General features: G+C 73.4%; 28 protein-coding genes. 18 read left to right on the top strand and 10 right to left on the bottom strand.

Annotated features, from left to right (window positions below; translation table 11 throughout):
* Positions 1–148 precede the first annotated feature (148 nt).
* Complete coding sequence (locus tag CLV72_RS03275; RefSeq protein WP_106238885.1) at positions 149–1,336, bottom strand: NAD(P)-dependent malic enzyme; 1,188 nt, start codon at positions 1,334–1,336, stop codon at positions 149–151.
* A 319-nt stretch (positions 1,337–1,655) separates the two neighbouring features.
* Here CLV72_RS03275 and CLV72_RS03270 point away from each other — a divergent pair, with 319 nt between their 5' ends.
* Genes CLV72_RS03270 through CLV72_RS03260 form a run of 3 tightly spaced genes read left to right on the top strand, consistent with a single transcriptional unit; the run spans position 1,656 to position 4,303 of the window.
* The gene (locus CLV72_RS03270; RefSeq protein WP_106238882.1) at positions 1,656–2,570 is read left to right on the top strand and encodes an ABC transporter substrate-binding protein; all 915 of its coding nucleotides are present in this window, start codon (positions 1,656–1,658) and stop codon (positions 2,568–2,570) included.
* 9 nt (positions 2,571–2,579) lie between these two features.
* On the top strand, positions 2,580–3,539 hold the full coding sequence (locus CLV72_RS03265) for an amino acid ABC transporter permease (protein ID WP_106238879.1): 960 nt from the start codon (positions 2,580–2,582) through the stop codon (positions 3,537–3,539).
* A complete protein-coding gene (locus CLV72_RS03260; RefSeq protein WP_281262387.1) occupies positions 3,536–4,303 on the top strand; it encodes an amino acid ABC transporter ATP-binding protein in 768 nt (255 codons plus the stop codon). Before CLV72_RS03265 ends, CLV72_RS03260 begins: the two co-directional genes overlap by 4 nt.
* Before the next feature lie 82 nt (positions 4,304–4,385).
* Here CLV72_RS03260 and CLV72_RS03255 read toward each other — a convergent pair whose 3' ends face one another.
* Positions 4,386–4,709, bottom strand: a complete 324-nt coding sequence (locus CLV72_RS03255) for a S26 family signal peptidase (protein ID WP_245929835.1) — start codon at positions 4,707–4,709, stop codon at positions 4,386–4,388.
* Positions 4,710–4,805: 96 nt separating this feature from the next.
* Here CLV72_RS03255 and sodN point away from each other — a divergent pair, with 96 nt between their 5' ends.
* The 4 genes from sodN (at position 4,806) to CLV72_RS03235 (ending at position 7,213) form a co-directional block, all read left to right on the top strand.
* Complete coding sequence (gene sodN, locus CLV72_RS03250) at positions 4,806–5,219, top strand: superoxide dismutase, Ni (RefSeq protein ID WP_106238875.1); 414 nt, start codon at positions 4,806–4,808, stop codon at positions 5,217–5,219.
* A 187-nt stretch (positions 5,220–5,406) separates the two neighbouring features.
* A complete protein-coding gene (locus CLV72_RS03245) occupies positions 5,407–5,880 on the top strand; it encodes a GNAT family N-acetyltransferase (RefSeq protein WP_106238871.1) in 474 nt (157 codons plus the stop codon).
* Between the two features lie 107 nt (positions 5,881–5,987).
* On the top strand, positions 5,988–6,413 hold the full coding sequence (locus CLV72_RS03240; protein WP_106238867.1) for an ATP-binding protein: 426 nt from the start codon (positions 5,988–5,990) through the stop codon (positions 6,411–6,413).
* Complete coding sequence (locus CLV72_RS03235; protein ID WP_106238863.1) at positions 6,410–7,213, top strand: RNA polymerase sigma factor SigF; 804 nt, start codon at positions 6,410–6,412, stop codon at positions 7,211–7,213. The genes CLV72_RS03240 and CLV72_RS03235 overlap by 4 nt, the downstream gene beginning before the upstream one ends.
* Before the next feature lie 97 nt (positions 7,214–7,310).
* On the opposite strand, the gene CLV72_RS03230 is transcribed toward CLV72_RS03235, so the two are convergent.
* Positions 7,311–7,721 (bottom strand): hypothetical protein, encoded by a 411-nt coding sequence (locus CLV72_RS03230; protein ID WP_106238858.1) that lies wholly within the window; start codon positions 7,719–7,721, stop codon positions 7,311–7,313.
* A 79-nt stretch (positions 7,722–7,800) separates the two neighbouring features.
* Between CLV72_RS03230 and CLV72_RS03225 the strand changes: the two genes are divergently transcribed.
* Positions 7,801–8,772 carry a diacylglycerol/lipid kinase family protein gene (locus CLV72_RS03225; RefSeq protein WP_106238856.1) on the top strand — a complete coding sequence of 324 codons (972 nt, stop codon included), beginning with the start codon at positions 7,801–7,803 and terminating at the stop codon, positions 8,770–8,772.
* Positions 8,773–9,080: 308 nt separating this feature from the next.
* Positions 9,081–9,332 carry a WhiB family transcriptional regulator gene (locus CLV72_RS03220; RefSeq protein ID WP_106238853.1) on the top strand — a complete coding sequence of 84 codons (252 nt, stop codon included), beginning with the start codon at positions 9,081–9,083 and terminating at the stop codon, positions 9,330–9,332.
* Between the two features lie 93 nt (positions 9,333–9,425).
* Here the strand turns inward: CLV72_RS03220 and CLV72_RS03215 are convergent, their stop codons facing one another.
* Positions 9,426–10,916, bottom strand: a complete 1,491-nt coding sequence (locus CLV72_RS03215; RefSeq protein ID WP_106238849.1) for a PAS domain-containing sensor histidine kinase — start codon at positions 10,914–10,916, stop codon at positions 9,426–9,428.
* A 41-nt stretch (positions 10,917–10,957) separates the two neighbouring features.
* On the opposite strand from CLV72_RS03215, the gene CLV72_RS03210 reads away from it, so the two are divergent.
* The 4 genes from CLV72_RS03210 to CLV72_RS03195 all read left to right on the top strand — a co-directional run bounded on the left by CLV72_RS03210 (position 10,958) and on the right by CLV72_RS03195 (position 15,428).
* Positions 10,958–12,157, top strand: a complete 1,200-nt coding sequence (locus CLV72_RS03210; RefSeq protein ID WP_106238845.1) for an 8-amino-7-oxononanoate synthase — start codon at positions 10,958–10,960, stop codon at positions 12,155–12,157.
* A 17-nt stretch (positions 12,158–12,174) separates the two neighbouring features.
* Entirely contained in the window at positions 12,175–12,930 is a 756-nt protein-coding gene (locus CLV72_RS03205) for a GntR family transcriptional regulator (protein WP_106238841.1), read from the top strand.
* The gene (gene bioD / locus CLV72_RS03200) at positions 12,927–13,649 is read left to right on the top strand and encodes a dethiobiotin synthase (RefSeq protein ID WP_106238838.1); all 723 of its coding nucleotides are present in this window, start codon (positions 12,927–12,929) and stop codon (positions 13,647–13,649) included. Before CLV72_RS03205 ends, bioD begins: the two co-directional genes overlap by 4 nt.
* A gap of 120 nt (positions 13,650–13,769) precedes the next feature.
* A complete protein-coding gene (locus tag CLV72_RS03195) occupies positions 13,770–15,428 on the top strand; it encodes an acetolactate synthase (protein ID WP_106238835.1) in 1,659 nt (552 codons plus the stop codon).
* Between the two features lie 26 nt (positions 15,429–15,454).
* Here the strand turns inward: CLV72_RS03195 and CLV72_RS03190 are convergent, their stop codons facing one another.
* From CLV72_RS03190 to CLV72_RS03175, 4 genes are all read right to left on the bottom strand, one after another.
* Positions 15,455–16,735: an HD-GYP domain-containing protein gene (locus CLV72_RS03190; RefSeq protein ID WP_106238832.1), complete on the bottom strand. Its 1,281-nt coding sequence runs from the start codon at positions 16,733–16,735 to the stop codon at positions 15,455–15,457.
* The gene (locus CLV72_RS03185; RefSeq protein ID WP_106238828.1) at positions 16,732–18,078 is read right to left on the bottom strand and encodes an HD-GYP domain-containing protein; all 1,347 of its coding nucleotides are present in this window, start codon (positions 18,076–18,078) and stop codon (positions 16,732–16,734) included. The genes CLV72_RS03190 and CLV72_RS03185 overlap by 4 nt, the downstream gene beginning before the upstream one ends.
* A gap of 703 nt (positions 18,079–18,781) precedes the next feature.
* On the bottom strand, positions 18,782–19,081 hold the full coding sequence (rsrA, locus tag CLV72_RS03180) for a mycothiol system anti-sigma-R factor (protein ID WP_106238825.1): 300 nt from the start codon (positions 19,079–19,081) through the stop codon (positions 18,782–18,784).
* The gene (locus CLV72_RS03175) at positions 19,078–19,689 is read right to left on the bottom strand and encodes a sigma-70 family RNA polymerase sigma factor (RefSeq protein ID WP_106241200.1); all 612 of its coding nucleotides are present in this window, start codon (positions 19,687–19,689) and stop codon (positions 19,078–19,080) included. The genes rsrA and CLV72_RS03175 overlap by 4 nt, the downstream gene beginning before the upstream one ends.
* A 342-nt stretch (positions 19,690–20,031) precedes the next feature.
* Between CLV72_RS03175 and CLV72_RS03170 the strand changes: the two genes are divergently transcribed.
* Positions 20,032–20,772, top strand: a complete 741-nt coding sequence (locus CLV72_RS03170; RefSeq protein WP_106238821.1) for a class I SAM-dependent methyltransferase — start codon at positions 20,032–20,034, stop codon at positions 20,770–20,772.
* Positions 20,773–20,783: 11 nt separating this feature from the next.
* On the opposite strand, the gene CLV72_RS03165 is transcribed toward CLV72_RS03170, so the two are convergent.
* Positions 20,784–21,545 carry an SOS response-associated peptidase gene (locus tag CLV72_RS03165; RefSeq protein WP_106238817.1) on the bottom strand — a complete coding sequence of 254 codons (762 nt, stop codon included), beginning with the start codon at positions 21,543–21,545 and terminating at the stop codon, positions 20,784–20,786.
* Positions 21,546–21,700: 155 nt separating this feature from the next.
* Here CLV72_RS03165 and CLV72_RS03160 point away from each other — a divergent pair, with 155 nt between their 5' ends.
* From CLV72_RS03160 to rsgA, 3 genes are read left to right on the top strand one after another with little or no spacing between them, the layout of a single operon-like run.
* On the top strand, positions 21,701–22,291 hold the full coding sequence (locus tag CLV72_RS03160; RefSeq protein ID WP_106238813.1) for a DoxX family protein: 591 nt from the start codon (positions 21,701–21,703) through the stop codon (positions 22,289–22,291).
* Between the two features lie 31 nt (positions 22,292–22,322).
* Positions 22,323–23,615: a 3-phosphoshikimate 1-carboxyvinyltransferase gene (aroA, locus tag CLV72_RS03155; protein ID WP_106238810.1), complete on the top strand. Its 1,293-nt coding sequence runs from the start codon at positions 22,323–22,325 to the stop codon at positions 23,613–23,615.
* Positions 23,585–24,601 carry a ribosome small subunit-dependent GTPase A gene (gene rsgA, locus CLV72_RS03150; RefSeq protein WP_245929834.1) on the top strand — a complete coding sequence of 339 codons (1,017 nt, stop codon included), beginning with the start codon at positions 23,585–23,587 and terminating at the stop codon, positions 24,599–24,601. Before aroA ends, rsgA begins: the two co-directional genes overlap by 31 nt.
* A 589-nt stretch (positions 24,602–25,190) precedes the next feature.
* Here rsgA and CLV72_RS03145 read toward each other — a convergent pair.
* The gene (locus CLV72_RS03145) at positions 25,191–25,886 is read right to left on the bottom strand and encodes an HAD family hydrolase (RefSeq protein WP_106238807.1); all 696 of its coding nucleotides are present in this window, start codon (positions 25,884–25,886) and stop codon (positions 25,191–25,193) included.
* 109 nt (positions 25,887–25,995) lie between these two features.
* Between CLV72_RS03145 and hisN the strand changes: the two genes are divergently transcribed.
* Positions 25,996–26,799, top strand: coding sequence for a histidinol-phosphatase (gene hisN / locus CLV72_RS03140; protein WP_106238803.1), 804 nt, complete (start codon positions 25,996–25,998; stop codon positions 26,797–26,799).
* The last annotated feature ends 103 nt before the right edge of the window (positions 26,800–26,902 follow it).

Raw genomic sequence — 26,902 nt, 5'->3', positions numbered from 1 at the left:
CGCGCCCCCGCGCTCCCAGCCGCCCCGCACGGGCCGCGCGACGGCGGTCCCGCGCCAGGCGCGGGCGCCTCGGTCCACCCGGCGCACACGCGCAGGCCCCGACCGGACGCACCGGTCGGGGCCTGCGCCGCTTCGTGCGGAACCCGCCTCAGACCCGCGCGACCCCGTCGCGCCCTGCCTGCTCGGCGACGGCCGAGGCGATCGCCGGGGCGACGCGCTCGTCGAACGGGCCGGGGATGATGTACCCCTCGGCCAGGTCGTCGCCGACCAGCCCGGCCAGCGCCTCGGCGGCGGCCAGCTTCATGTTCTCGGTGATGTCGGAGGCCCGCACATCCAGGGCGCCCCGGAACACGCCGGGGAAGGCCAGCACGTTGTTGATTTGGTTGGGGAAGTCGCTGCGGCCGGTGGCCACCACCCGCGCGTACTTGTGCGCCACGTCCGGGTGGATCTCCGGGGTGGGGTTGGCCATCGCGAAGACGATGGCGTCGGGGGCCATCGAGGCGACCGCCGGCTCGGGCACCTGCCCGGCCGACAGCCCGATGAACACGTCGGCGCCGGCCAGCGCGGACTCGATCGAGCCGCTGCGGCCGCCCTTGTTGGTCAGCTCGGCGATCTCGGCCTTCGCCGGGTTCAGGCCGTCGCGCCCGGCGTGGATGATGCCCTTGCTGTCGCCCACGGCGATGTCGCCGATGCCGGCGGTGAGCAGGATCTTGGTGACGGCGATCGCCGAGGCGCCGGCCCCGGAGACCACCACGCGCAGCTCGCCGAGGCCGCGCCCGGTCAGCCGGGCCGCGTTCTTCAGCGCCGCCAGCACCACGATCGCGGTGCCGTGCTGGTCGTCGTGGAAGACCGGGATGTCGAGGCGCTCGCGCAGCCGCCGCTCGATCTCGAAGCAGCGCGGCGCGGCGATGTCCTCCAGGTTGATGCCGCCGAAGGACGGCGCCAGCCGGACCACCGTCTCGACGATGTCGTCGACCTCGGTGCACGCCAGCGCCAGCGGCACCGACTCCACCCCGCCGAACTGCTTGAACAGCAGCGACTTGCCCTCCATCACCGGCAGCGACGCCTCGGGGCCGATGTCGCCCAGGCCCAGCACCGCCGAGCCGTCGGTGACGACCGCGACCACGGAGCTCTTCCAGGTGTAGGTGTGCACCAGTTCGGGCTCGTCCGCGATGGCGCTGCACACCCGCGCCACCCCGGGGGTGTAGGCCAGGGACAGGCCGTCGGCGTCGTTCACCTCGACGGTGGCCCGCACCGCGAGTTTGCCGCCGCGGTGCAGGGCGAACGCCGGATCGGCGTCGCGGCCGCTTGCTGGAGTTGCTGGCTCAGAAGCCACAGAGACCCCTTTGTCGTCTGTCGTGTGTCGTGGCGGCCGCGCCCGGAGGGCCGCCGAGGAGCGTGATCGTCCTGGCGGCGCCGGTGGAAGAGGGTGACGGGCGGTGCGCGGAGGCCGCGGTCCGATACGGCCGGGGCCCGCGCCGCCAGGTTGAATCGGGGGTGACCCGTTACTGGATTCTGACACATCGGTGATGGGTTTCGTTGCCTCGCTACACCAAAATGTCCATGGCCATGCTCATGTCAGCCCACATGATGTCCTTTCGGACTCTGTGGCCACCATCCACGCCCCCAGGGGCACCGAGGCGGAGGACCACCACATGATCTCTTCCACCCACCACCGGCTCGCGGCCGGCGCGGTCATCCTGTCGGCCGGGCTCACCCTGGCGGCGTGCGGCGGCGGCACCGAAGGCGGCGGGGAGGCCGAGGCGAGCCCGAGCGCGCCGGCGGTGGAAGCCGATCCGGCCCTCCAGGAGCTGCTGCCCGAGGGCGTCGCCGAGGACGGCGCGCTCACCATCGGAATGAACCTGGAGTACCCGCCGAACGAGTTCGTCGGCGAGGACGGCTCCACCCCCGACGGCTGGGCCGTCGCCTTCGCCCAGGCGGTGGCGGGCAGACTCGGCCTGGAGGCCGACATCCGCAACGCCGGCTTCGACACGATCATCCCCTCGGTGCAGTCCGGCGAGTACGAGATCGGCATCTCCTCGTTCACCATCAACGAGGAGCGCATGGAGGTCGTCGACTTCGTCAGCTACTACACCGCGGGCACCTCCTGGGCCGCGGCCGCGGGCAACCCCGAGGGCGTCGACCCCGAGAACGCCTGCGGCCTGGCCGTCGGCGTGCAGCAGGGCACCGTGCAGGTCGAGGACCTGGAGGCGCGCTCCCAGGAGTGCACCGACGCCGGGCAGCCCGCCATCGACATCCGGGTGCGCGGCGCGCAGACCGAGGTGAACACCGACCTGGTGGCCGGGAACATCGTCGCGATGCTGGCCGACTCCCCCATCGTCGGCTACGCCGTGGTGCAGACGAACAACCAGGTGGAGCTGATCGGCGAGACCTACGACGCCGCCCCCTACGGCGTGGTCGTCGGCCAGGACTCCGAGGGCCTGGACGAGGCGGTCCAGGGCGCGGTGCAGTCGCTGATGGACGACGGCACCTACACCGCGATCCTGGAGGAGTGGGGCGTGCAGGACGGCGCCATCGAGACCGCCGAGATCAACCCGACGGTAGGCTGACCCGTCAGTATGACAGTCGACGAATCCCCGCACCGGGCACGGCCGGAGGAGATCCGCGCCGTGCCCGTCCGGCACCCCCTCCGCTGGGTCGCCGCCGCCGTGATGCTGGTGCTGGTCGCGATGGCGGTCAACACCCTCGTCACCAACGAGCGCTTCAACTGGCCGGAGCAGTTCGAGTACATCTTCGCGCCGCAGATCATGAACGCGCTGTACAACACCGTCTGGCTCACCATCGTCGCGATGGTCGGCGGCGTGGTCGGCGGCGTGCTGCTGGCGCTGATGCGGCTCTCGGACAACCCCATCCTGCGCGCCATCTCCTGGTTCTACCTGTGGGTCTTCCGGGCCACTCCGCTGTACACCCAGCTGCTGATCTGGGGCTCGCTCGGAGCGCTCTTCCCGGAGATCGGGCTCGGCATCCCCTTCGGCCCCGTCTTCGTCAGCTGGGAGACCAACACCCTGCTGTCGGCCGCCGCCGCGGCCGCCCTCGGCCTCGTCCTCAACGAGGCGGCCTACATGGCCGAGATCGTCCGGGCCGGCATCCTCTCGGTGGACGAGGGCCAGCGGGAGGCGGCCGGAGCGCTCGGCATGAGCCGGGCGAAGACGATGCGCCGGATCGTGCTGCCGCAGGCCATGCGGGTCATCATCCCGCCCACCGGCAACGAGACCATCGCGACGCTGAAGAACACCTCCCTGGTGGCGGCGGTGCCCTTCGCCGAGCTGACCTTCCAGGCGCAGAACATCTACGGCCGCACCTACCAGGTCATCCCGATGCTGATCATGGTCTGCCTGTGGTACCTCCTGCTGTCGTCGATCCTGATGGTCGGGCAGCACTTCCTGGAACGCCACTTCGGCCGCAGCGAGCGCGGCGCCGCCCGGCCGGCGCGCCCCGCCGCTCTGCTGTCCAGCGGACGCGAGCAGACCGGCGGAGGCGGCGGTGGCGGTGGCAGCGGAGACGGAGGCGGCGGATGAGCGGCGAACCCATGGTGCGGGCCGAAGCGGTGCACAAGAGCTTCGGCCGGACCGAGGTGCTGAAGGGCATCGACATCACGGTCGCCCCCGGCGAGGTCTGCTGCGTGGTCGGCCCGTCGGGCTCGGGCAAGTCCACCTTCCTGCGCTGCGTCAACCACCTGGAGAAGATCAACGCCGGCCGGCTCTGGGTCGACGGCGAGCTGGTCGGCTACCGCCAGCGCGGCGACAAGCTGTACGAGCTGCGCGAGAAGGAGGTGGCCGCGCAGCGCCGCGAGATCGGCATGGTCTTCCAGCGCTTCAACCTCTTCCCGCACATGACGGCGCTGGAGAACGTCATCGAGGCGCCGGTGCAGGTCAGGCGGGAGAACAGGGCCGAGGCGCGCGAGCGCGCCCTCGCCCTGCTCGAACGGGTCGGCCTGGCCGACAAGACCGGCCACTACCCCGGCCAGCTGTCGGGCGGCCAGCAGCAGCGGGTGGCCATCGCCCGCGCGCTGGCCATGCGCCCGAAGCTGATGCTCTTCGACGAGCCCACCAGCGCGCTCGACCCCGAACTGGTCGGCGAGGTGCTGGACGCGATGAAGGCGCTGGCCGAGGACGGCATGACCATGATCGTGGTCACCCACGAGATGGGCTTCGCCCGCGAGGTCGGCGACAGCCTGGTGTTCATGGACGACGGCGTGGTGGTCGAGACCGGACCGCCCCGCGAGGTGCTCGCCGGGCCGCGGCACGAGCGGACCAAGGCCTTCCTGTCCAAGGTCCTCTGAGGCGCAGGCCGCGTCCCGCGCCGGGCCGCTCGGCACCGAGCGGCCCGGCGCCGGCACGGCGGGCGCTCGCGCCCTGGGGCGCTCACAGCCGCCGCGGCGGCCACGGCCACCAGCGCCCCAGCACCCGCGCCTCCACCAGCCCGGCCGGCACCGCGCCGAACACCCAGCTGTCGGAGTTGGCCGCCGCACTCGGGTTGTCGCCCTCCAGCCACCAGCCCTCGCCGTCGCGGTGCACGGCCCGCTTGACCACCAGCAGCTCGCGCCGGTCCGGGCGGCGGGCCACCACCACGTCGCCCGGCCGCACGGCCGCCCCGCGCCGCGCCAGCAGCCAGTCGCCCGGCCGCAGCGTGGGCGCCATCGACGCCCCCGCGACCTTCACCGTCCACAGCCCCGCGATGCCTGCCACGCCGCCCCTCCCCCTCACCCTCGTTCCCGCCGTTCCTCCGCCACAGGAGTAACCTCGTGGCTTGGGACCATGATCCGACACGAGGGAAGGGAATCGATGAGGCTGATCGCACGTCTCCTCGAGCCGAAGACCACCGTGCACGCGCACTGCGACCTGCCGTGCGGCGTGTACGACCCGGCACAGGCCCGGATCGAGGCAGAATCGGTCAAGGCGATCCAGGAGAAGTACCAGAGCAACGACGACCCCGTCTTCCGCGCCCGCGCCATCCAGATCAAGGAGCAGCGCGCCGACCTGGTCAAGCACCACCTCTGGGTCCTGTGGACCGACTACTTCAAGCCGCCGCACTTCGAGAAGTACCCGCAGCTGCACGAGCTGTTCAACAAGGCGACGAAGCTCGCCGGCGCCGCCGGCGGCAAGGGCTCGGTCGACCCCGCCGATGGCCAGAAGCTCCTCGACGCCATCGCCGAGATCGACCAGATCTTCTGGGAGACCAAGAAGGCGGCCGCCTGACCCGCGGCTCCATCAGGCTCCGCCCGCCGTCCGCCGCGATCCGGCGCCCGGCGGGCCCGCACCCGGACCGGGGGACCGCGAGAGCGCGGCCCGCCCGGTCCGGGTGCGGCCGTTCCGGCGGCCTTCCCCCGGCGGCCGGACCGCCCGGCCGGTCCGAGCGGCGCCGCAGGTCCACTAGCGTGGACGGGTGATCCGTCCATGCGAGCCCGGCGACGTCCCCGTCATCCTGCGGCTGGTCCGCGACCTCGCCGAGTACGAGAAGGCACTGCACGAAGTGCGGGCCACCGCCGACGACCTCCACCGGTCGCTGTTCGGCCCGTCCCCCGCCGTCTTCGCCCACGTCGCCGACGACGGCGACGGGGCCGGGGTCGTCGGCTTCGCGCTGTGGTACGTCACCTACTCCACCTGGACCGGCCGCCACGGCCTGTACCTGGAGGACCTCTACGTGCGCCCCGAGGCGCGCGGCCGGGGCCACGGGCGCGCTCTGATGGCCGAGCTGGCCGGCGTCTGCGTCGAGCGCGGCTACGCCCGGATGGAGTGGTCGGTCCTGGACTGGAACGCGCCGGCCATCGCCTTCTACCGCTCGATCGGCGCGCGGCCGATGGACGAGTGGACGGTTCAACGGGTCGACGGCGACGAACTCCGTCGACTCGCCGGGTGACCCCCGCGCGGGCGGCCGGAAGGCCCGCAGCGCGGCGGGTTCTCTGCACCAGGACGTCCCGCGGACACGGTAGGTTGCATGCAGGACGCACTCGCTAGGGGAGGGACGTGACCGAAGATACCGCCGCACCACCGGCCGGGTTCGCCGCCGTGCGCGACGCGGTGACCGTGCGGATGCCCGCGGCCAGCGCCTACCTTTCCGTGCTCCGCACGGCGACGGCGGGGCTGGCGGCGCGCCTCGACTTCACCCTCGACGACATCGAGGACCTGCGCATCGGCGTCGACGAGGCCTGCGCGATGCTGCTCGCCCAGGCGCTGCCGGGAACCGACCTCACCGCCGAGTTCGAGCTGACCGACACCGGCATGCGGATCTCGGTCTCCGTCCTCAGCGCCGACGGCCGGCTGCCCGAGCGCGACACCTTCGCCTGGACCGTGCTCAGCGCCCTGGCCGGAGACGTCGACGCCTTCGCCGACGCCGACGACCGCGTCACCATCGTGCTGCACAAGCACCGCGCCATGCCGGGGTCGGTGTGAGCGGGAAGGGGTCGGCTCTGACGGCGAACACAGACCACGCGGTCCCCGACCGCGCTCGCGCCCGGCAGCTGTTCGAGCGCCTGACCCACCTGACCCTGGACGATCCCGAGCGCCAGCGGGTGCGCGACCAGCTGGTCGAGCTGCACCTTCCGCTGGTGGAGTACCTCGCCCGCCGCTTCCGCAACCGCGGCGAGTGGCTCGACGACCTCACCCAGGTCGCCACCATCGGGCTGATCAAGTCGATCGACCGCTTCGACCTGGAGCGGGGCGTGGAGTTCTCCACCTACGCCACCCCCACCATCGTCGGCGAGATCAAGCGGCACTTCCGCGACAAGGGCTGGGCGGTGCGGGTGCCGCGCCGGCTGCAGGAGCTCAAGCTCTCCCTGACGAAGGCGATCAGCGACCTGGCCCAGCGCCAGGGCCGGGCGCCCACCGTCCACGAGCTGGCCGAGCACCTCGGCATGTCCGAGGAGGAGGTGCTGGAGGGCCTGGAGTCCGCCAACGCCTACTCCACCGTCTCGCTGGACGCCCCCGACAGCGGTGACGAGGACGCCCCGGCGGTGGCCGACTCGCTCGGCATGGTGGACGAGGCGCTGGAGGGCGTCGAGTACCGCGAATCCCTCAAGCCGCTGCTGGAGCAGCTTCCGGCGCGGGAGAAGAAGATCCTGCTGCTGCGCTTCTTCGGCAATATGACCCAGTCGCAGATCGCGGCCGAGCTGGGCATCTCGCAGATGCACGTCTCCCGGCTACTGGCCCGCACCCTCGCCCAGCTCCGCCAGGCGCTGACCACCGAGGACTGACGGCACCGGCGGGACGCCCCCGGCTCCCGTCGGTCTCCCCGCGGCCCCCGCCGCCGAAGCTCCGCCAGGCGCCCCTGCCGTCCCCAGGGGCCCGCCGTCACCGCGCGGCGCCGGAGTCCTCGCCGCCGAAGAGCGCCGAGGTGGTGGGCGGCGCGAAGACCATCGCCAGTGCCGCCACCGCCACCACGAGCAGCACCGCACCGGCCGCCACCTGCCCGCCCTGCACCAGGGTGAAGCCCACCGGCAGCGCCAGCAGCTGGCACAGAACCACCGGGGTGCGCGCCCAGGTGTTCAGCCGCAGCAGCCCCCAGCTCACCCGCGCCAGCACCGCGCCGGCGACCACCGCGAGAACGAGCAGCGGCAGCGAGAAGCCGATCCCCGCGGAGCGCCCGGAGAGCATCTCGACGGCCAGGTAGCCGGCGGTGCCGAGCAGCGCCAGCGCCTCCACGGCCTGCAGGCCGGCGGCGGCGACGAGGGTGAGCGGCGGGGTCGGGCGCGATGTGGGCACACCCGCACGATACCGGCCCGTTCCCGCCGGACCCGACCGAGTCGGCGCGGCCCGCCGCGCCACACCATAGGCTGACAGCGTGCGAGCCCTGTTCGTGGTGAACCCCCATGCCACCTCCACCACCGCCGAGACGCGCGACGGCATCGCGGCCGCGCTCCGCCGCGATCTCGACCTGCGGGTCGCCCACACCGAGTACCGGCGGCACGCCGTGGAGATCGCCCGCGAGGCGGCGCGCGACGGTACCGAGCTGATCATCACCCTGGGCGGCGACGGCACCATCAACGAGGTGGTGAACGGCCTGCTCACCCCGGACCGGCCGGGCGACGCGCCGGGCGACCCCGCGCCGGAGTCGCGGCCGCCCGCCGAGGAGCTGCCGCTGCTGGCCGCGCTGCCCGGCGGCAGCGCCAATGTCTTCATCCGCAGCCTGGGCCAGCCGGCCGACCCCGAGGAGGCGGCCGAGGCGCTGCTCGCCGCTGTCGCCAAGGAGTCCTGGCGCACCATCGGCCTCGGCCTGGCCGACGACCGCTACTTCACCTTCTGCGCCGGGCTCGGCCTGGACGCCGAGGTGGTGCACGCCGTCGACGAGCAGCGCACCGAGGGCCACAAGGCGACGGCCACCCGCTACATGCTCACCGCGCTGCGCCACTTCCTGCTGGAGGTCGACCGCTCCGACCCCGCCATCGAACTGCTCGTGCCCGGGGAGCCCGACCCCGGCCGCCTGTTCTACGCCGTGGTCACCAACACCTCGCCGTGGACCTACGCGGGCGACAAGCCGGTCCGGCCCACCCCGCTGGCCGGCCTGGACACCGGCCTCGACCTCTTCGCGCTGACCCAGCTGGAGCCGCTGTCGGTGCTGGGCATCCTCACCCAGATGCTGGCGCCCGACGGGCTGCCCCCGGTCGGCGACGGCTACATCACCCGGCACGACATGGCCGATTTCCGCATTCGCGCCTCCCGGCCCACCGCCTTGCAGATCGACGGCGAGTACATCGGCGAACGCAGCGAGGTGCACTTTCGATCCGCACCGGAGTCGATTCGTATCGTGTTGTGAGAATGGTTCCGGCTAAACGGCTCCTGTGACGCATCTGACAGGCTCAGTGCATCCCGTGCGCGGGTAAGACCCTTGAACTTGTTACGCGCGCGTGTCAGGCTCGAAACGAAGCGGGGCTGGCAGGGAATCAGCCGAGTGAAATTCCAGGTCAGCGCCTGTTCCATGGACGCCGGCACGCGAGCGCCGGGCAGCACGCACAACGCACCGAACACCGCGAGGGGACCCAGCGGGCCCCTAGCCGCAAGTTAGTGAATTGGTTCACAAAGGGCCGGTCACCCCGGCCACCGACCTCGTGAGGAGTGGACCGCATGGACTGGCGCCATCGCGCTGCCTGCCGTGACGTGGACCCCGAGATCTTCTTCCCCATCGGGAACTCGGGCCCTGCGCTGCTGCAGATCGAAGAGGCCAAGCAGGTGTGCCGCAGCTGCTCGGTGATGAGTTCCTGCCTGAAGTGGGCCCTGGAGGCCGGCCAGGACGCCGGTGTGTGGGGCGGCATGAGCGAGGACGAGCGGCGGCTGCTCAAGCGCGGCGGCCGGCTGCGCACCGCCACCGCCGTGTAGCACCACCCGGTACCGGGCCGCCCGCGCACCAGGGGCCCGGTCGCCGGGCCCGGCGCGGCGCAGCCCCGCGGCGGACGGCTCCCAAGGCCGCCGTCAGAAACGGGAATTGTCGTCGCGCGCGATGTCGCCGCCGTCCAGCGGCAGGTCCACGGTAACGCGCGCCCCACCGCCCTCACGCGTGCCGATCTCCAGTTTGCCGTGCAATTCGCTCAGCACCAGAGTTCGCACGATCTGCAGTCCGAGACTGGACGTCTTCTCTATATCGAAATCGTCGGGAAATCCCCGGCCGTCGTCGACCACTTCGAGAATGAGGCGCTTCTCCGCACGCCGGACCAGCACCTCCAGACGGCCCGTGCCGTAGTGCAGGCCGTGCTCGACGGCGTTCTGCAGCAGCTCGGCGAGCACCATCGCCAGCGGGGTGGCGACGAGCGCGGGCAGCAGGCCGAACTCCCCGGTGCGGCTCGGCCGGATGCCGGTGTCGGCGGCCACCACCTCCCCCGCCATGTCCATGACCCGGTCGGCGATGTCGTCGAAGTCCACGATCTCGTCGGGCGTGTGCGACAGGGTCTCGTGCACGATCGCGATCGAGCCCACCCGCCGCACCGCCTCCTCCAGCGCGGCCCGCCCCTCGGGGATCTGCAGCCGCCGCGCCTGCAGGCGCAGCAGCGCGGCGACCGTCTGGAGGTTGTTCTTGACCCGGTGGTGGATCTCCCGGATCGTGGCGTCCTTGGTCATCAGCTCGCGCTCGCGGCGGCGCAGCTCGGTGACGTCGCGCACCATCACCAGCGCGCCGACGCGGACCTGGCCGACGGTGAGCGGGATGGACCGCAGCTGCACCACCACCCCGTTGGCCTCCACCTCGGCCGACTGCGGTGCCCGCCCGCTCGCCACCCAGGTCAGCGACTCGTCCACCGCCTCCCCCGACTGCGACAGCTCGACGGTGGTGCGCCCCAGCTGGGTGCCGACCAGGTCGGCGCTGAGCCCGAGTCTGCGGTAGGCGGACAGCGCGTTCGGGCTGGCGTAGACGACGCGGCCCTCCTGGTCGAGCCGGAGCAGGCCGTCGCCGACCCGGGGCGAGCGCAGCAGCGGCGCCTGCTCCTCGAAGGGGAAGCCGCCGTCGGCCACCATCTGGGCGAGGTCGCTGGCGCTCTGCAGGTAGGTGAGCTCCAGGCGGCTGGGGGTGCGCGCCGAGCTGAGGTTGGTGCTGCGCTGGATCACCCCCAGGATCTCGCCGTTGCGGCGCACCGGGATGGTCTCCTCCCGCACCGGGACCCCGCCCGACCAGTCGGGCTCCCCTTCGCGGCAGATCCGCCCCTCCGACCAGGCGCGGTCGATCAGCGGCCGCCGCCCGCGCAGCACGACGGAGCCGACGAGGTCGTCGTGGTAGGCGGTCGGGCCGGTGGTGGGGCGCATCTGCGCCACCGCCACCCAGCCGGAGCCGTCGCGCAGCCGGGTCCACAGGATGAGGTCGGCGAAGGAGAGGTCGGCGAGGAGCTGCCAGTCGGAGACGAGGGAATGCAGCCATTCGACGTCGGCCGAGCCGAGGGCGGTCTGCTGGCGGACCAGATCGGTGAGATGCGGCACCCTTGCATGATTACATCTCCGTGTCCTGGCAGTATGCCAGGATGAGCCAGCTGCCCGACCCGCTGCGCAGGCTGCGCGCCGACACGGCCGAACGCGAGCGGCGCGGGCTGCGCCGCACCCCGCGGGTGCGCACCCCCGACGGCGCGGGCGTGCTGGACCTGGCCTCCAACGACTACCTCGGCCTGGCCCGCGACCCCCGGGTGGTCGAGGCGGCGGCCGCCGCCGCCCGGTGCTGGGGCGCGGGCTCCACCGGCTCGCGGCTGGTCACCGGCAGCACCGAACTCCACGCCCGGTTGGAGTCGCGGCTGGCCGAGGCGATGTACGGCGGGCGGGCGCTGGTCTTCTCCTCCGGCTACCTCGCCAACCTCGCCGCGATCACCGCGCTCGCCCCGGCCGGCACCCTGATCGTGTCCGACCAGGCCAACCACGCCTCCCTCATCGACGCCTGCCGGCTGGCCAGAGGGCGCACGCTCGTCACCCCGCATCTGGACACCGGCGCGGTCGAGGCGGCGCTGGCGGCCCGCACCGAGCCGGCCGCCCTCGTCGTCACCGAGGGCGTCTTCTCGGTCTCCGGGCGGCAGGCGCCGCTGGCCGAGCTGCACCGGATCGCGCGGCGGCACGGCGCGCTGCTGGTGGTCGACGAGGCGCACGCCCTGGGCGTGGTGGGGCCGCAGGGGCGCGGCGCCGCCGTCGCGGCCGGCATCGCCGGGCCCGGCGCGCCCGCCCCCGACCTGGTCCGCACCGCCACCCTGTCGAAGTCGCTGGGCGCGCAGGGCGGCGCGGTCGTCGCGGCGCCCGAGGTGGTGGAGACCCTGGTGGACACCGGGCGCGGGTTCATCTTCGACACCGCGCTCGCCCCGGCCGCCGCCGGAGCCGCCCTCGCGGCGCTCGGGGTGGTGCTCGCCGAACCGGGCCTCCCGCTCCGCGCACGTGCGCATGCGCGTAAAGTAGCGGAAATCGCCGCCGGACTGGATCTGCGGGCCGGCGCGCCGGACGCCGCAGTCGTGTCCGTCGTCCTGGGCTCACCGCACACCGCCACCGCGGCGGCGCGGCTCTGCCTGGACCGCGACGTCCACGTCGGCTGCTTCCGGCCGCCCTCCGTCCCCGACGGCGGCTCCTGCCTGCGGCTGACGGCGCGCGCCGACCTGTCGGCCGCCGACCTGGACCGGGTGGCCCACGCCCTGTCCGCGGTCGCCGGGGCGGTGCGGGCGGCGGGCGCGAGCCCAGGGACGGCGCGGTGACGATAGGGGAGCCAAGGGTGCTCGACACGCACGACGGCGATGCCAGTCCGAGAGTTCCCAAGTACTACTGGGTGAAGCGCCAGCTGCTCTCGCTCATCGAGTCGCTGCCGGCCGGCAGCCCGGTGCCGCCCGAGCGCACGCTCGCGTCGGAGTTCACCACCTCGCGCACGACCGTGCGCCAGGCGCTCACCGAACTGGTGGTGGAGGGGCGGCTGCTGCGCATCCAGGGCAAGGGCACCTTCGTGGCCAAGCCCAAGGTCGCGCAGGTGCTCCAGCTCACCAGCTACACCCAGGACATGCGCGCGCAGGGGCTGCACCCCGCCACCCGCATCCTGGAGGTCAGCTACATCAACGCCGACGAGCGGCTGGCCGAGCGGCTGGCGATCCGCTCCGGCGGCCGGGTGCTGCGGATCGAGCGGCTGCGGATGGCCGACGGCGAGCCGATGGCCATCGAGACCGCGCACCTCGCCGCCCGCCGCTTCCCCGGCCTGCGCCGCCAGCTCGACCGCTACGCCTCGCTGTACGAGGCGCTGGCCACCGTCTACGACGTGCGCCTGGTCGAGGCCGAGGCGTCCATCGAGACCGTGCTGGCCACCCCCAACGACGCCCAGTCCCTCGGCGTCGACGTGGGGCTGCCGCTGGTGCTGCTCTGCCAGCACAGCTTCGACGCGTCGGGCCACCCGGTGGAGTGGGTGCGCTCGCTGTACCGGGGCGACCGCTACAAGTTCGTCACCCGGCTGCACCCGCCCCGGGAGGAGCAGCAGGGACCGTGAGCGTGCTGGTCGTCACCGGTACCGGCACCGGGGTGGGCAAGACGGTCGTCACGGCCGCGGTGGCCGCGCTGGCGCACGCGCGCGGCTGGCCCGTCGCCGTGGTCAAGCCCGCGCAGACCGGCGTCGGACCCGGCGAGGACGGCGACCTGGCCGAGGTCACCCGGCTGTCCGGCGTCACCGACGTGCACGAGTACGCCCGCTTCCCCTCCCCGCTCTCCCCGGCGGCCGCCGCCCGGGCCGACGGCCTGCCGCCGCCGGACCTGGCCGCGGCGGCCCGCTCCGTGCGGGACCTGGCCGCCGACCGCCGGCTGGTGCTGGTCGAGGGGGCGGGCGGGCTGCTGGTCCGCTTCGACCCCGACGGCGCCACCCTCGCCGACCTGGCGGTCCGGCTGCGCGCCCAGGTGCTGGTGGTGACCGCCGCCGGGCTGGGCACGCTGAACCACACCGCGCTGACCTGCGAGGCGATCGCGCACCGGGGCCTGGAACTGGCGGGCGTCGTGATCGGCTCCTGGCCGCGCGAGCCCGACCTGGCCGCCCGCAGCAACCTGGTGGACCTGGAGACGATCTCCGCCCGCCCGCTGGCCGGGGCGCTGCCCGCCGGCCTGGGCACCGTTTCGCCCGACGCCTTCCTGGTCGCGGCGCACGCGGGCCTGGCGCCCCACCTGGGCGGGGTCTTCGCTCCCGCGCACTTCCGGGCCGCCGCGGGCCCGCAGGGCTGAGCCGGCGCGGCGGCGGCCGCCGAACCGCGCCCCGGCCGCCGCCCACCGGCGACCTACCCACTGGTAACCTTCGGTCCTGACGCGCCGCCGGGTGCCGCACGAGGGACGGGTGAGGTAAGCATGGGCGAGACTCGACGTATCTCCGGCCACGCCGGGCTGCACGCCGTGGAGGTCGCCCGCGGGTACGGCGTCGAGACGATGTGGACCCTGTCGGGGGCGCACGTCTTCCCGCTCTACGACGGCGCGGTGAAGTCCGAGCCGCCGCTGCGGCTGCTGGACGTGCGGCACGAGCAGACCGCCGTGTTCGGCGCCGAGGGCACCGCCAAGCTGACCCGCACGCCGGGGCTGGCCGTGGTGACCGCGGGCCCGGGCGTCACCAACGCGGTCAGCGGCATCGCCACCTCCTACTTCAACGGCACCCCGCTGGTGGTCTACGGCGGCCGCGCGCCCAAGTACCGCTGGGGCTCCGGGCTGCTCCAGGAGCTGGACCACCCGCCGCTGGTGCGCGAGGTCACCAAGCACGCCGGCACCGTCTACGGCGCCGACCAGGTCGCGGCGGCCAGCGACGACGCCTTCCGCACCGCGCTGAGCCCGCACCAGGGCCCCGTCTTCCTCGACGTGCCGATGGACGACCTCTACGGCCAGGCCGAGACCGAGCTGCCGCCGCCCGCCCCGGTGGATCGGCTCGCGCCCGACCCCGACCAGGTCGCGGCCGTCGCCGCGCTGCTGGCCGCGGCCGAGCGGCCGGTGTTCGTCTTCGGCTCCGACATCTGGCTGTGCGGCGCCGAGGAGCAGGCGCGGGCCGCGGCCGAGGCGCTGCGGGTGCCGGTGGTCGCCAACGGCCAGGGCCGCGGCATCCTGCCGCACGGCCACGAACTGCTCGCCACCCGCGCCCGCGGCGCCGCCTTCGGCGAGGCCGACCTGGTGGTGGTGGTCGGCGCGCCGCTGGACTTCCGGCTCGGCTTCGGCGTCTTCGGCGGCCGCGACGGCGCCGCGCCCGCCCCCGTGGTGCACATCGCCGACAGCCCCGGCCAGCTGTCGTCCCACGCCGCCACCGCCGCGGTGGCGGCGGGCGACCTGGGCCTGATCCTGGCCGCGCTGGCCGACGCGAAGGGTGCGGGCGGGCCCGGCGCGCGGGCGTCCTGGTGCGAGCGGCTGGCCGAGGCGGTGCGCGAGGCCGCCGCCAAGGACGCCGGGATCCTGCTCAGCGATGCCGATCCCGTCCATCCCGCGCGGATCTACCACGAGCTGAACCGGCAGCTCGACGACGACGCCGTGGTCATCGGCGACGGCGGCGACTTCGTCTCCTTCGCGGGCAAGTACGTCGAGCAGCACCGCCCCGGCACCTGGATGGACCCCGGCCCCTACGGCTGCCTGGGCACCGGCCTGGGCTACGCCCTGGCCGCCAGGATCGCCCGCCCGTCCGCCCAGGTGGTGCTGCTGCTGGGCGACGGCGCGGCCGGCTTCTCGCTGATGGACGTCGACACGGCGGTCCGGCACCGGCTGCCCATGGTCATGGTCGTCGGCAACAACGGCATCTGGGGGCTGGAGAAGAACCCGATGCGCTTCCTGTACGGCTACGACGTGGCCGCCGACCTGGCGCCGCAGACCCGCTACGACGAGGTGGTGCGGGCCCTGGGCGGCGGCGGCGAGCTGGTCACCCGCCCCGGCGACATCGCCCCGGCCCTGCGCCGCGCCTTCGCGGCGCAGGTGCCCTACCTGGTGAACATCGCCACCGACCCCGACGCCGCCTACCCGCGCTCCACCCACGGCATCTGAGCCCGGCCTGGGACCCGCCGGCCGGTTCAGACCCGGCGCGGCGGGCGGTCGTGCACCCGCTCCAGCGCCTCGATGACCCGCGGATCGTACTCGCAGCGCGAGTCCAGGCGCAGCCGCTCGATCACGGCGGCCGCCCGGTCGCGGTCCCGCGAGCCGCCGACCAGGTCGTCGAAGGCGTTGGCGGCCTTGATGATCCTGCTGCCCAGCGGCGGCGGGCCGTCCTCGGCACGGCCGGCCGCCGGGTCGCTCTGCCGGCGCACCATCTCGGCGACCCGGTCCAGCACCCCGGTCTGCTGGATCACGCTCGCCCCGAGCTCGGCGATGCGCACCTGCTCCTCCCGCGCGGCCAGCACGGTGGCGCCGCCCGGGATCGGCCGCGGCAGCGACAGCTGCCCGATGTCGTGCATCAGCGCGGCGTACTCCAGGTCCAGCAGCTCCGCCTCGCGCAGGCCGAGGTCGCGGCCGACCATCACCGCCAGCTGGCTGACCCGGCGGGAGTGGCCGTTCTCCACGTAGCCGCCCACCTCGGTGACCCGGGACAGCGCGCGCACGGTCTGCGCGTAGGTGAGCCGGATCTCGGCGTAGCGGCGGAAGGCGACGTGGGTGACGAGCAGCGGGGCGCTGAACACCACCAGCGCGATCAGCCCCATCACGCTGGCCGACAGTGCCAGCAGCACCCCTGAGGTGGCGACCGCGACCCCGATCGGCGCCTGCGCCCGCAGCTCGTCGCGGACGGTCACCCCGAAGCGGGCCCGCAGCGCGTCGGCGCGCAGCCCGGCCGCGATGACGCAGTCGGCCAGCCAGACGAGGGTGGCCAGCACCGCCATGGCGGCGATCGCCACCCATACGTGGTGCTCCAGCGGGCGCGCCCACTCCAGGAACGGCCGGTAGACGACCGCGACCAGGGCGACGACCAGCAGCCGCCGCGCCACCGCGTCCAGATGCGGACCTCGGTTGACCACCAGGTGCGGCAGGGCGCCCAGCAGGGTCGCCAGCGCGCACACCGAGATCACCTGGGTGGCGGAGTGCACCGCGGGCACCCCGGCCACGGTGAGGACGAAGGTGTAGCCGAGCGCCCCCGCCGAGCTGATCGGCGCGACCTCCCGGTTGCCGGGCAGCGTCATCCGGGTCAGCTCCCCCACCGCCACCAGCACCCCGAAGCCGAAGGCGGTGGCCGGGTCGCGCAGCCCCGCCATCGCGGTGGCCGAGAGCGACACGGCCACCACGACCAGCGCCGCCGCCGCGAGCAGGAGCGTGCCGGTGTCGATCCGCTGCAGGGCCCAGCGGGGGGCCGACGACCGGTTCATCTGCCGGGTTCGCCCGCGACCCGGATCGGGGTGCTCGGGTCGTCGTGGTCCTGCTGGGTCACCTCGATGCCGATGTCGGGCACCTGCGGGATGTCGGGCAGCTCCCAGCCCTCGCGCCTGATCGCCTTGATGAAGGCGTCCACCATGGCCGTGTCGAAGTGGCTGCCGGCGCTGCGCCGCAGCTCGGCGACGGCCTCGTCGATCGACCGGGCGTTGCGGTAGGAGCGGGTGGAGGTCATGGAGTCGAAGGCGTCGGCCACCGCGATCGCCCGGGCGAACTCGGGGATCTCCTTGCCGGCCAGCCCCATCGGGTAGCCGCGCCCGTCCATCCGCTCGTGGTGGTGCATGATCCCGGCCAGCGCCTCGTGCAGGAAGCCGATCTCGCGGACGATGTCGTAGCCGCGCATCGGGTGCAGCTGGATCGCCGCGTACTCCTCCTCGGTGAGGGCGCCCGGCTTCTGCAGCACCCGGGTGGGCACGCCCAGCTTGCCCACGTCGTGCAGCATCCCAGCCATCTTGATGGCCTCGACCCGGTCGGCCCGCATCCCGATCTCCTTGGCCAGCAGCACCGAGCCCTGGGAGACGCGCATGCAGTGGCCGCGGGTGTAGTAGTCCTTCGTCTCCACCGCCTGGCACAGCGTCGCCACGGTGGCGTCGTAGGCGCGCTGCTGCTCCAGGCACTGGTCCAGGGTCCACTTGGCGATCAGCAGCGGCAGCAGCAGGAGCACCACCGAGAAGGGGCCGACGATAGCCCACAGCACGGCGGCGAAGAGGCCGAGCATCCCGTAGCCCAGGGAGGCGAGTTCGAGCGCGATCAGCGGCTGCCAGCGGATGGTGTTGAGCGAGAAGGGCCGGACCCCGGTGGTCAGCCAGATCACCAGGATGACCAGCACCCCGTTGACCAGGGCGTAGGTGACGGCCGCCGCGGCGAAGGGCACCAGGATCCACGGGAAGCTGCGGATGTCGGGGACGCCGATCTCACCGCCCAGGTACAGGTAGACGGTGCCGGCCGCGTAGGCCGACAGCGCCCCCTGGGCGACGTTGAAGACCGCCTTGACCATGGGGCGGTGCCGGTTGGACAGGGCGGCCAGCACGTGGACCAGCGCCGCTCCGATCGGGCCGGTCAACACCACCGACGCGAGCGCGACCGAGAGGCTGGGGGAGATGGCGGCCGCCGGCTTGCCGAGCGGGGTGCGCACCTCTTCGGCGATGAAGAACAGGATCGCGATCGAGACGACCGCGATGAAGTCGATGTCATCGAGCGGCCCCAGTGCGATGAGCACACCCGAGAGCACCACGACCGAGCCGATGTAGGCCTGTGCTCCGAGTGGCAGACCGCGCAACGAGACCTCCTCATTCCGGGCGACGCAATCCTCGCATACGACCCAGGAGACATAAGCCCTCGGCACGAAAGGTCGCGGCACGTCGGCAACTAGTGCCGACGCGGCCGCCCGGGAACGATGGCGCGGGTGCGGCCTGCCCTCGCGCGGAACGTGCCCTTACTTCGGATACGTCTAATCCCAGGTCCAGGTCTGGACCAGGAATACAACGATCAGCACGACCAGGTAAAGCGCCTGATACATCCACCATCTCATGGGAACCCGGCCTCCCTAATGCGCCCAGCGGCGGCCGAACACTGCCCAGCCTGCCGCCATGTGTGGCCTCCAGGGGGGAGGGTGGGGTGCTATGGCGGCGTGTGTGCCTGCGGGGACGCTCTGTACTTCAACGACTGATACCGACGCGCAGCCAAGCGTAACGCGAACCGCGCATAGCCCGCAGCATCCGGTCCCGCCCGGAGCCAAACGTACGGAAAACATCCGCCAATCCCCTCGCAAAACGGGAGGCGACCGGCAATCCCCAGCTCAATTCAGGTGTGAAGCCGCCGAAGATCGCCGGAAACGGCGGGGGCCGGGCGTTTCCGCGCAGACGTGTTCGTATACCGCACGGTTTACTGGCCTAATCCGGCCAAACTCGTGCGATCAGGTGTAAACCGTGACGCAATGCAAGGGCGCAGCTCCGGACGGGAGCCGCCCGGCGGGCCCGGCGCTACTCCGCCGCCGTCGACTGCTCGGCCGGGGGGCGCTCGCTCAGCTCCGCCTGGACCTGCTCGATCTTGCCCAGGACCTTGGCCCGGAGGTCCGGCGGCACCGGGTCGCACCCGCAGTGCTTGCCCACCAGCCGCTTGACGGACTCCTCCAGGCCGAACTCGCGCAGGCAGGGCCCGCACTCGTCCAGGTGCTCCTGCACCTGGGAACAGTTGCGCTGGTCCAGTTCGCCGTCCAGGTAGTGGTAGACGACGGCCAAGACCTCACTACACGGCACCTCGTGCGGTTTGCCGCAGCTCATCGCGGGTCCCCTTTCGAACGGACGTCCGAGGCCGCGACGAAGCCCCGGTCCCGCGCGTACTCCTCGAGCATGGAGCGCAGCTGCCTGCGGCCGCGGTGCAGCCGCGACATCACGGTCCCGATCGGGGTGGCCATGATGTCGGCGATCTCCTTGTACGCGAAGCCCTCGACATCGGCGAGGTACACCGCGATCCTGAAGTCCTCGGGCAGTTCCTGCAGCGCCCTCTTCACGTCGGAGTCCGGCAGGTGCTCGAGCGCCTCGGCCTCAGCCGACTTCAGCCCGCTGGAGTCGTGCGCCGCCGCCCGGGCCAGCTGCCAGTCCTCGATCTCCTCGGTCCCCGCCTGCTTCGGCTCCCGCTGCTTCTTGCGGTAGGAGTTGATGAAGGTGTTGGTGAGGATCCGATACAGCCACGCCTTGAGGTTCGTGCCCTCCTTGAACTGGTGGAAGGAGCCGAACGCCTTGGCGAACGTCTCCTGCACCAGGTCCTCGGCGTCCGCCGGGTTGCGCGTCATGCGCAGCGCCGCGGAGTACAGCTGGTCGAGGAGAGGCAGCACATCCCGCTCGAAGCGGGCACCCCGCTGTTCCAATGTCTCCTGGACCTGACCCACCCCCTCCGGTCCGGCGGCACGGCCCCCGGACACGCTCATGGGACGTCCGCCCGGCCGGCCCTCCCGGCGCGGGGCGACCGCACCCGACTCCTGAGAACCATATGACGCGTACCGCGGCGATGACACATCCGCCCCGGCCGAGCCGGTGGGTGTCGCCGCGCCGCGCGTCAGGCAAGGGGCGAGGGTCATGGGTTCGCGTACCTCCCGGCGTCGAACATGAGAATCGCTGCGACCGGTGTCAACAGCGCCGGTGCGGCAATGATTCCCGGAGGCCGCGGCATCGCATGACGCCGGCGCGGTGGCGTGGCAGAGTAAGGACAACCCTCATGGGGAGGAGCACCCGTGCGCCCATCCCCGGCGAGTCATTTCGCCGCGAGCGACTCGCCCTCGGCGTACTGGCGGTTCTACTGGGCGGTCGCGTCCGCCCAGCTGAACCGCTGGCTGCCGCGCCCGCCGGGCCGCCTGCTCGACCTGTCCGGCGTGAACTCCGCGAGCACCCGGCACGCCGTGCTGGCCGGACACGACGTGGTGGCCGTGGTCGACCCGCGCAAGCCGGCCGACCTCCCCGCCCTCGACTCCCGGCTGCACCCCGTCATCGGTGACGGCACCTTCCTGTCCTTCTTCACCGACGGATCCTTCGACGCGGTGATCGCCGACAGCCAGGTGCTGTCGCGGCAGCTGGTCACCGAGGCGCTGATGGGCGAGATCGCCCGGGTGCTGCGGCCCGGCGGCCGGGCGCTGCTGTGCGTCGACTCCGTGGTGCTCGGCATGGCCCTGCTGGCCGAGCAGGACCGCTGGCGCGAACTCGCCAACGCGGCCGCGGCCGAGGTGCTGCTGGTCCCCTGGCCCGACGGCACCATCACCCGCTGCTTCACCGGCGACCAGCTGCGCGAACTGGTCTCCGACACCGGCCTCGAACTGGAGTGGATGAAGCCGCGCACGGTGCTGTCGGCCTCAACGGTCGAACTGGTGCTGTCGTCCAACGAGCGCGCGCTGCCCCGCCTGGTCCAGGCGGAGCTGGAGGCGGCCGACTCCGCGGAGTTCAGCGGGATGCACCTGGTCGCCAGCGCCCGCAAGCCCTGAGCCGCGGACCGCTAGAACAGCTGCGCCTCCTCCGGTTCCGGCTCGGGCTGGTGCGGCCGCAGCAGCGAGGGGTCGTTGTTGCGCACGCTGTTGACGGCGTCGCCGACCCGGTGCGCCGCCAGCGAGCCCTCCGGCGGCGGCCGGAGCAGCCCCAGCACCTCGTCGGTGTCGGTGAGGGCGGGATCGAGCCAGCGGTCCCAGACCGACGGGGCCACCGGCATCGGCATCCGGTGGTGGATGCCGCGGATCTCCGGATTGGCCTCGGTGGTGATGATCGCGCAGGTGCGCCACCAGGCGTCGGGGTCGCCGTCGGGCCGCACGGGATCGCGCCACAGCTCGTAGAGTCCGGCCAGCGCGAGCGGGCGGCCGCCGCGGAAGCTGACGTGGTAAGGGTGGCGCCGCTGCTGGGAGCGCGGGCGGTCGGCCCCCTCCACCAGCCATTCGTAGTACCCGTCGACCGGGACCAGGCAGCGGCGCCGGGCGAGGGCGCCGCGGAAGGCCGGCTTCTCGGCGACCGACTCCAGCCGCGCGTTGATCATCTTCGCCGCGCCGCCGGAGTCCTTCGACCAGGAGGGCACCAGCCCCCAGCGCAGGTCGCGCAGCTCGCGGCGCGGCGGCGCGCCGGGCGCGACGCGGCGCTCCAGCACCGCGTAGACGCGCTTGGTCGGCGCGACGTTGTAATCGGGGGTCAGCTCCTCGGGGACGGCCCACTCCGCGCCGAACTCCATCTGCAGCTGTCCGCGCGTCCGGGCCAGGGCGTACCTGCCGCACATGCCGCCAGCCTAGGGGACCCGCGCGCCCGCACCGGCCGGACCCGCCCTTCCCGCCCGCTCCCCTGGGAGCCCGCGCCGCGCCCCCGTCCGCGGGTCTCCGCGCGGCCGCGCGGAGCCGAGGTTTGCCCGGCGGCGCAGCGGCCAGATAGACCTACATGGGACTCCTACGCAGTCAGGCGCAGCGGATGCTCGCGGTGCCCTTCGTGCTCAGCGGCGTTCAGCAGCTGCGCGAACCGGGCCCGCCCGCCGACGCGCTCGCCCCCGTCCTGCGGCGGCTCTCCGGCCGCTACCCGTGGGTGCCCGACGACCCCGAGACCGTGGTGCGGCTCCAGGGCGCGCTCGGGGTCGCCGGAGGCGCCCTGCTCCTGCTCGGCTGGAACCGCAGGCTCGCCTGCGCCGCCCTCGCGGTGCACATGGTGCCGAACCTGCTGGTGGAGTACCGGCTGCGGGGCGAGGACGGCGAGCGCAAGGGCGGCTCCGACCGCCTCGCCCGCGACCTCGGCCTGCTCGGCGCGGTGCTGATGGTGGCCACCGAGCCGAAGAAGCGGCCGAGCTCGCTGCGGCGCGGCGCCGGCGAGCTGTCCAAGAACGTCTCCAAGGGCGCCGAAGACCTCTCCAAGAGCGTCTCCAAGAACGCCAGGAACGTCTCCAAGAGCGTGCGCGGCGGCACCCGCGAGGTACGCGCCCGCTCCCGCCGCACCGTGCGCCGGGCGCGGACCGGTGCGGAGCGGCTGCTTCCCCGCTGACGGCGGGGCACCTCGCCTAGACTTGGTGCCCATGCAGCAGACCCAGCACCCCGGCCACTGGCCCGCGCCGACCGCCCGCACCCCGGTGCGCGCCACCGTCCGGCTGCCCGGGTCGAAGTCCATGACCAACCGCGCCCTGGTCCTGGCCGCGCTGGCCGCCGCCCCCGTACGCGTGCACGCGCCGCTGCGCAGCCGCGACACCCTGCTGATGGCGGGAGCGCTGCGGGCGATGGGCGTCGACGTCGCGGACGCCTCCGGTGCCGACTGGCAGGTCACTCCGGGCCCGCTGCGCGGCCCGGCCGCCGTCGACGTGGGCAATGCCGGCACGGTGATGCGCTTCGTCCCGCCGCTCGCCGCACTGGCCTCGGGGCCCGTCGCCTTCGACGGCGACCCCCGCGCCCGCGAGCGGCCGATCGGCCCGCTGCTCGGGGCACTGCGCGCGCTCGGCGCCGAGATCGACGACGGCGGGCGCGGCGCGCTCCCCCTCACCGTCCGCGGCCGCGGCGCGCTGGCCGGCGGCCCCGTCACCCTGGACGCCTCGGGCTCCTCGCAGCTGGTGTCGGGCCTGCTGCTGGCCGGCGCGCGCTTCGACAAGGGGGTGGAGGTGCGCCACTCCGGCCCGCCGGTGCCCTCGCAGCCGCACATCGAGATGACCCTCCAGATGCTGCGGGCGGCGGGCGCGCGGGTCGAGGCGTCGGCGCCCGACCTGTGGCGGGTGGCCCCCGGCGAGCTGCGGCCCGCGCGGATCGAGGTGGAACCCGACCTCTCCAATGCCGCCCCGTTCCTGGCCGCGGCGCTGGTCACCGGCGGCACCGTCACCATCCCCGGCTGGCCCGCCGAGACCACCCAGCCCGGCGACGCCCTGCGCGAGATCTTCGCCCGGATGGGCGGCGAGGTCGCCTTCTCCGACGGCGGCCTGACCCTGCGCGGCGGCGGCGCCGTCCACGGCATCGAGGCCGACCTGCACGACGTCGGCGAGCTGACCCCCACCATCGCGGCCGTGGCGGCGCTGGCCGACTCCCCGAGCCGGCTGACCGGGGTGGCGCACCTGCGCCGGCACGAGACCGACCGGATCGCCGCGCTGGCCGCCGAGATCAACGGACTCGGCGGCGAGGTGACCGAGCTGGACGACGGCCTGGAGATCCGGCCGCGGCCGCTGCGCGGCGGCCTGTTCCGCAGCTACGACGACCACCGCCTCGCCACGGCGGGCGCGGTGATCGGCCTGGTCAGGCCCGGCGTCGCGGTCGACGACATCGCCACCACCGGCAAGACCCTCCCCGACTTCCCCGGGATGTGGGCGTCGATGCTGGGGGACGCGTCCTGACCCGCCGGCGCTACGTCGACGAGGACAGCGTCCGGGTCCGCCCGCGCCCCGGCTCTCGGCCGCGCACCCGCACCCGGCCCAGCCACGACGACGCGGCCGAGGGGCGCGTCGTCACCGTGGACCGGGGCCGGTACACCTGCCTGGTCGAGGAGCGGTCCGTCACCGCGATGAAGGCCCGCGAGCTGGGCCGGGGCAGCATCGTGGTGGGCGACCGGGTGCGGCTCGTCGGCGACCTCTCGGGCCGCCCCGATACGCTGGCGCGGGTGGTGCGGGTGGAGGACCGCGCCTCGGTGCTGCGCCGCACCGCCGACGACACCGACCCGGTGGAGCGGGTGATCGTCGCCAACGCCGACCAGCTCGTCATCGTCACCTCGCTGGCCGACCCGCCGATCCGGCCGAGGTTCGTGGACCGCTGCCTGGTCGCCGCCTTCGACGCCGACCTGCTGCCGCTGCTCTGCCTCACCAAGTCCGACCTCGCCGAGCCGGGCGACCTGGCCGACCTCTACCGCGAACTCGAGGTGCCCTGCGTGGTCACCGGCCGGGGCGGCAGCCTCGACGAACTGCGCACCCACCTCACCGGCCGCTCCAGCGTGTTCATCGGCTCCTCAGGAGTGGGCAAGTCCACCCTGGTCAACGCGCTGGTACCGGACGCCGACCGGGCCGTCGGCGGCGTGAACCCGGTGACCGGCCGCGGTCGGCACACCTCCACCTCCGCCGTCGCCTTCCCGCTGCCCGCCGACTCCGGTGGCGGCTGGATCGTCGACACCCCCGGCGTCCGCAGCTTCGGCCTGGCCCACGTCGACCCGCAGACCGTCGCGGCCGCCTTCCCCGACCTGGTCGAGGCCACCGCCGACTGCCCGCCCGGCTGCGACCACCTCACCCCCGACTGCGCCCTGGACGCCTGGGTCGCCCGCGGCAACGCCCGCGCCACCCGCCTCGACTCGCTCCGTCGCCTCCTGACCAACCGCCCTGACGACGAACCGTGAGGGCGTAGCGGCATCCGCGAGCCGTGGTGCGCGGAGCCGTACCGTTGGAGCGGGCCGGGGTGAACCCGTTGACGCCAGGGTCACGGAGCCAGACCCCCAGAGGGCACACCAGGTGGTCCTGCCCTCAGGGCCCTGTCAGCGGACCGTATCCCCGGACATCGCGAAGAGGGGCGCACCGGATACTCGACTCCCCCGGGGCCCGCGAACCACGTCCAGCGGATCCCCCAACCCCCGCGGCGGTCCCCCTCCCGCCCGGGGGGACGACCCCAACACCATTTTCGCGCGCATCGCGGTCTGACCGCGAGAGCCGGGCGGGGGCTGTGGACAACACCGCCCACGCCACCGACAAACTGTGGACAACCCCGCGCACCGGAGCACCCGGCGCACCAGATGGTGTAGGCGACCACGAGTAGAGCCAGTCCCGGCACTGGGGCCGTTCACGCGGCCGGAGGAAGCAGTGCCGGCCCGTGCCTGGTCACGGCGCGACGGGTCGGACGGACCACCGCTCGCAGCGGGCGGCGGAAGTCGGCGGACCGCGCGGCACGAGCCTGCGCGCCCGGCCCGCCGCACCATCCCCGCACTCCGGCCGCTACTGCCGGACGCCCAGCTCGTCCAGGCGCTGGAGCAGGTCGGCGGGGTCCGTGTAGACGCGGAAGGCGCCGGTGCGCTCCAGTTCCTCGCGGCCGTAGCCGCCGGAGAGCAGTCCGACGCCGAGGGCGCCCGCGCGGCGGGCGGCGAGCAGGTCCCAGACGCTGTCGCCCACCACCATCGCGTTGCCCGGGTCGACGCCGAGCAGGGAGGCGGCGGCCAGGAACAGGTCGGGGTCGGGCTTGGCGTAGCGGACCAGGTCGCGGGTGACCATGGGGGTGTCCTCGGGCAGTCCGAGCGTGCCGAGCGCCGACCTGGCCGTCTCGGCGCGGCCGCTGGTCGCGATGGCCCACGGGATGCCGCGCTCGGTCAGGCTGCGCAGCAGTTCGGGGGCGCCGGGCAGCGCGCGCACCGAGTCGATCTGGGCGTTGTACTCGCGCGCGTGGGCGCGTTGCAGCGCCTCGAGCTGCTCGGTGCTCAGTCGCACCCCCGTCTCGCGGAGCAGCGCCGCCACGAACAGGCCGCCGCTCATGCCGATCCTGCGGTGGATCCGCCAGACGGACAGGTCGATCCCCATCTCCGCGAGCGCGGTCCGCCACGCGATCACGTGCTGGTAGACGCTGTCGATCAGCGTGCCGTCGAGGTCGAACAGGAAGGCCGGCGGCGCGATCTCCTGATAGCGCAGTTGTTCGCTCATGGCCCCAGTGTCGCAGCGACGGCGCGCGGTCCGCCGTTGCGGTGCGGACACGCCTCTCCGGGGTGGTGGATCTACTGGCGAAGCGCCAAGCACGGTAGCGTTTCGCGGCATGGCGGCCTTTGACGATGACCTGCGTCTCGCCCACGTCCTCGCGGACGCGGCCGACGATGTCTCCACTCGCCGGTTCCGAGCCCTCGATCTGACCATCGACACCAAACCGGACCTGACGCCGGTCACCGACGCCGACCGCGCCGTGGAGGAGGTGCTGCGCGGCATCCTCAAGCGCGCCCGGCCCCGCGACGCCGTCATCGGCGAGGAGTACGGCCGCACCGGCCGCGCCACCCGCTGCTGGGTGCTCGACCCGATCGACGGCACCCGCAACTACGTGCGCGGCGTCCCCGTCTGGGCGACGCTGATCGCCCTGATGGACGGCCCCGAAGTCGTCGTCGGTCTCATCTCGGCCCCCGCCCTGAACCGCCGCTGGTGGGCCGCCCGCAACGGCGGCGCCTGGTCGGGCCGGAGCCTGGCCAAGGCGTCGCGCTGCCAGGTGTCGGGCGTCTCCAAGATCAGCGACGCCTCCCTGTCCTTCTCCGACCTGGCCGAATGGGAGGCCGCGGGCCGCTTCGACCAGTTCGTCGACCTGACGCGCTCGGTCTGGCGCACCCGTGCGTACGGCGACTTCTGGTCACACGTCATGGTCGCCGAGGGCGCCGTCGACGTGTCGGCCGAGCCGGAACTGTCCCTGTGGGACATGGCCGCGCTGACCGTCCTCGTGGAGGAGGCCGGCGGCACCTACACCGACCTCAACGGCCAGAACAGCGTCGACGGCGGCAGCATCGTCTGCACCAACGGCCACCTGCACGCCGAGGTCCTCGCCCGACTCGGCGGCGACCCGAAACTCCGCCTGGCCTGACCCCCGCTCTACTCGCGATCTCCGCCTACACCATCTGGTGCACGGGCGTGCCGTTCCGGCCGGGTTGTCCACAGTTTGCTGGCGGCGTGGGCGGTGTTGTCCA

This window comes from Allonocardiopsis opalescens (assembly GCF_003002095.1).
GTDB lineage: Bacteria > Actinomycetota > Actinomycetes > Streptosporangiales > Streptosporangiaceae > Allonocardiopsis > Allonocardiopsis opalescens.
The sequence above is the reverse complement of the archived record's forward strand: the minus strand, read 5'-3'. Positions and strand labels throughout refer to the sequence as shown.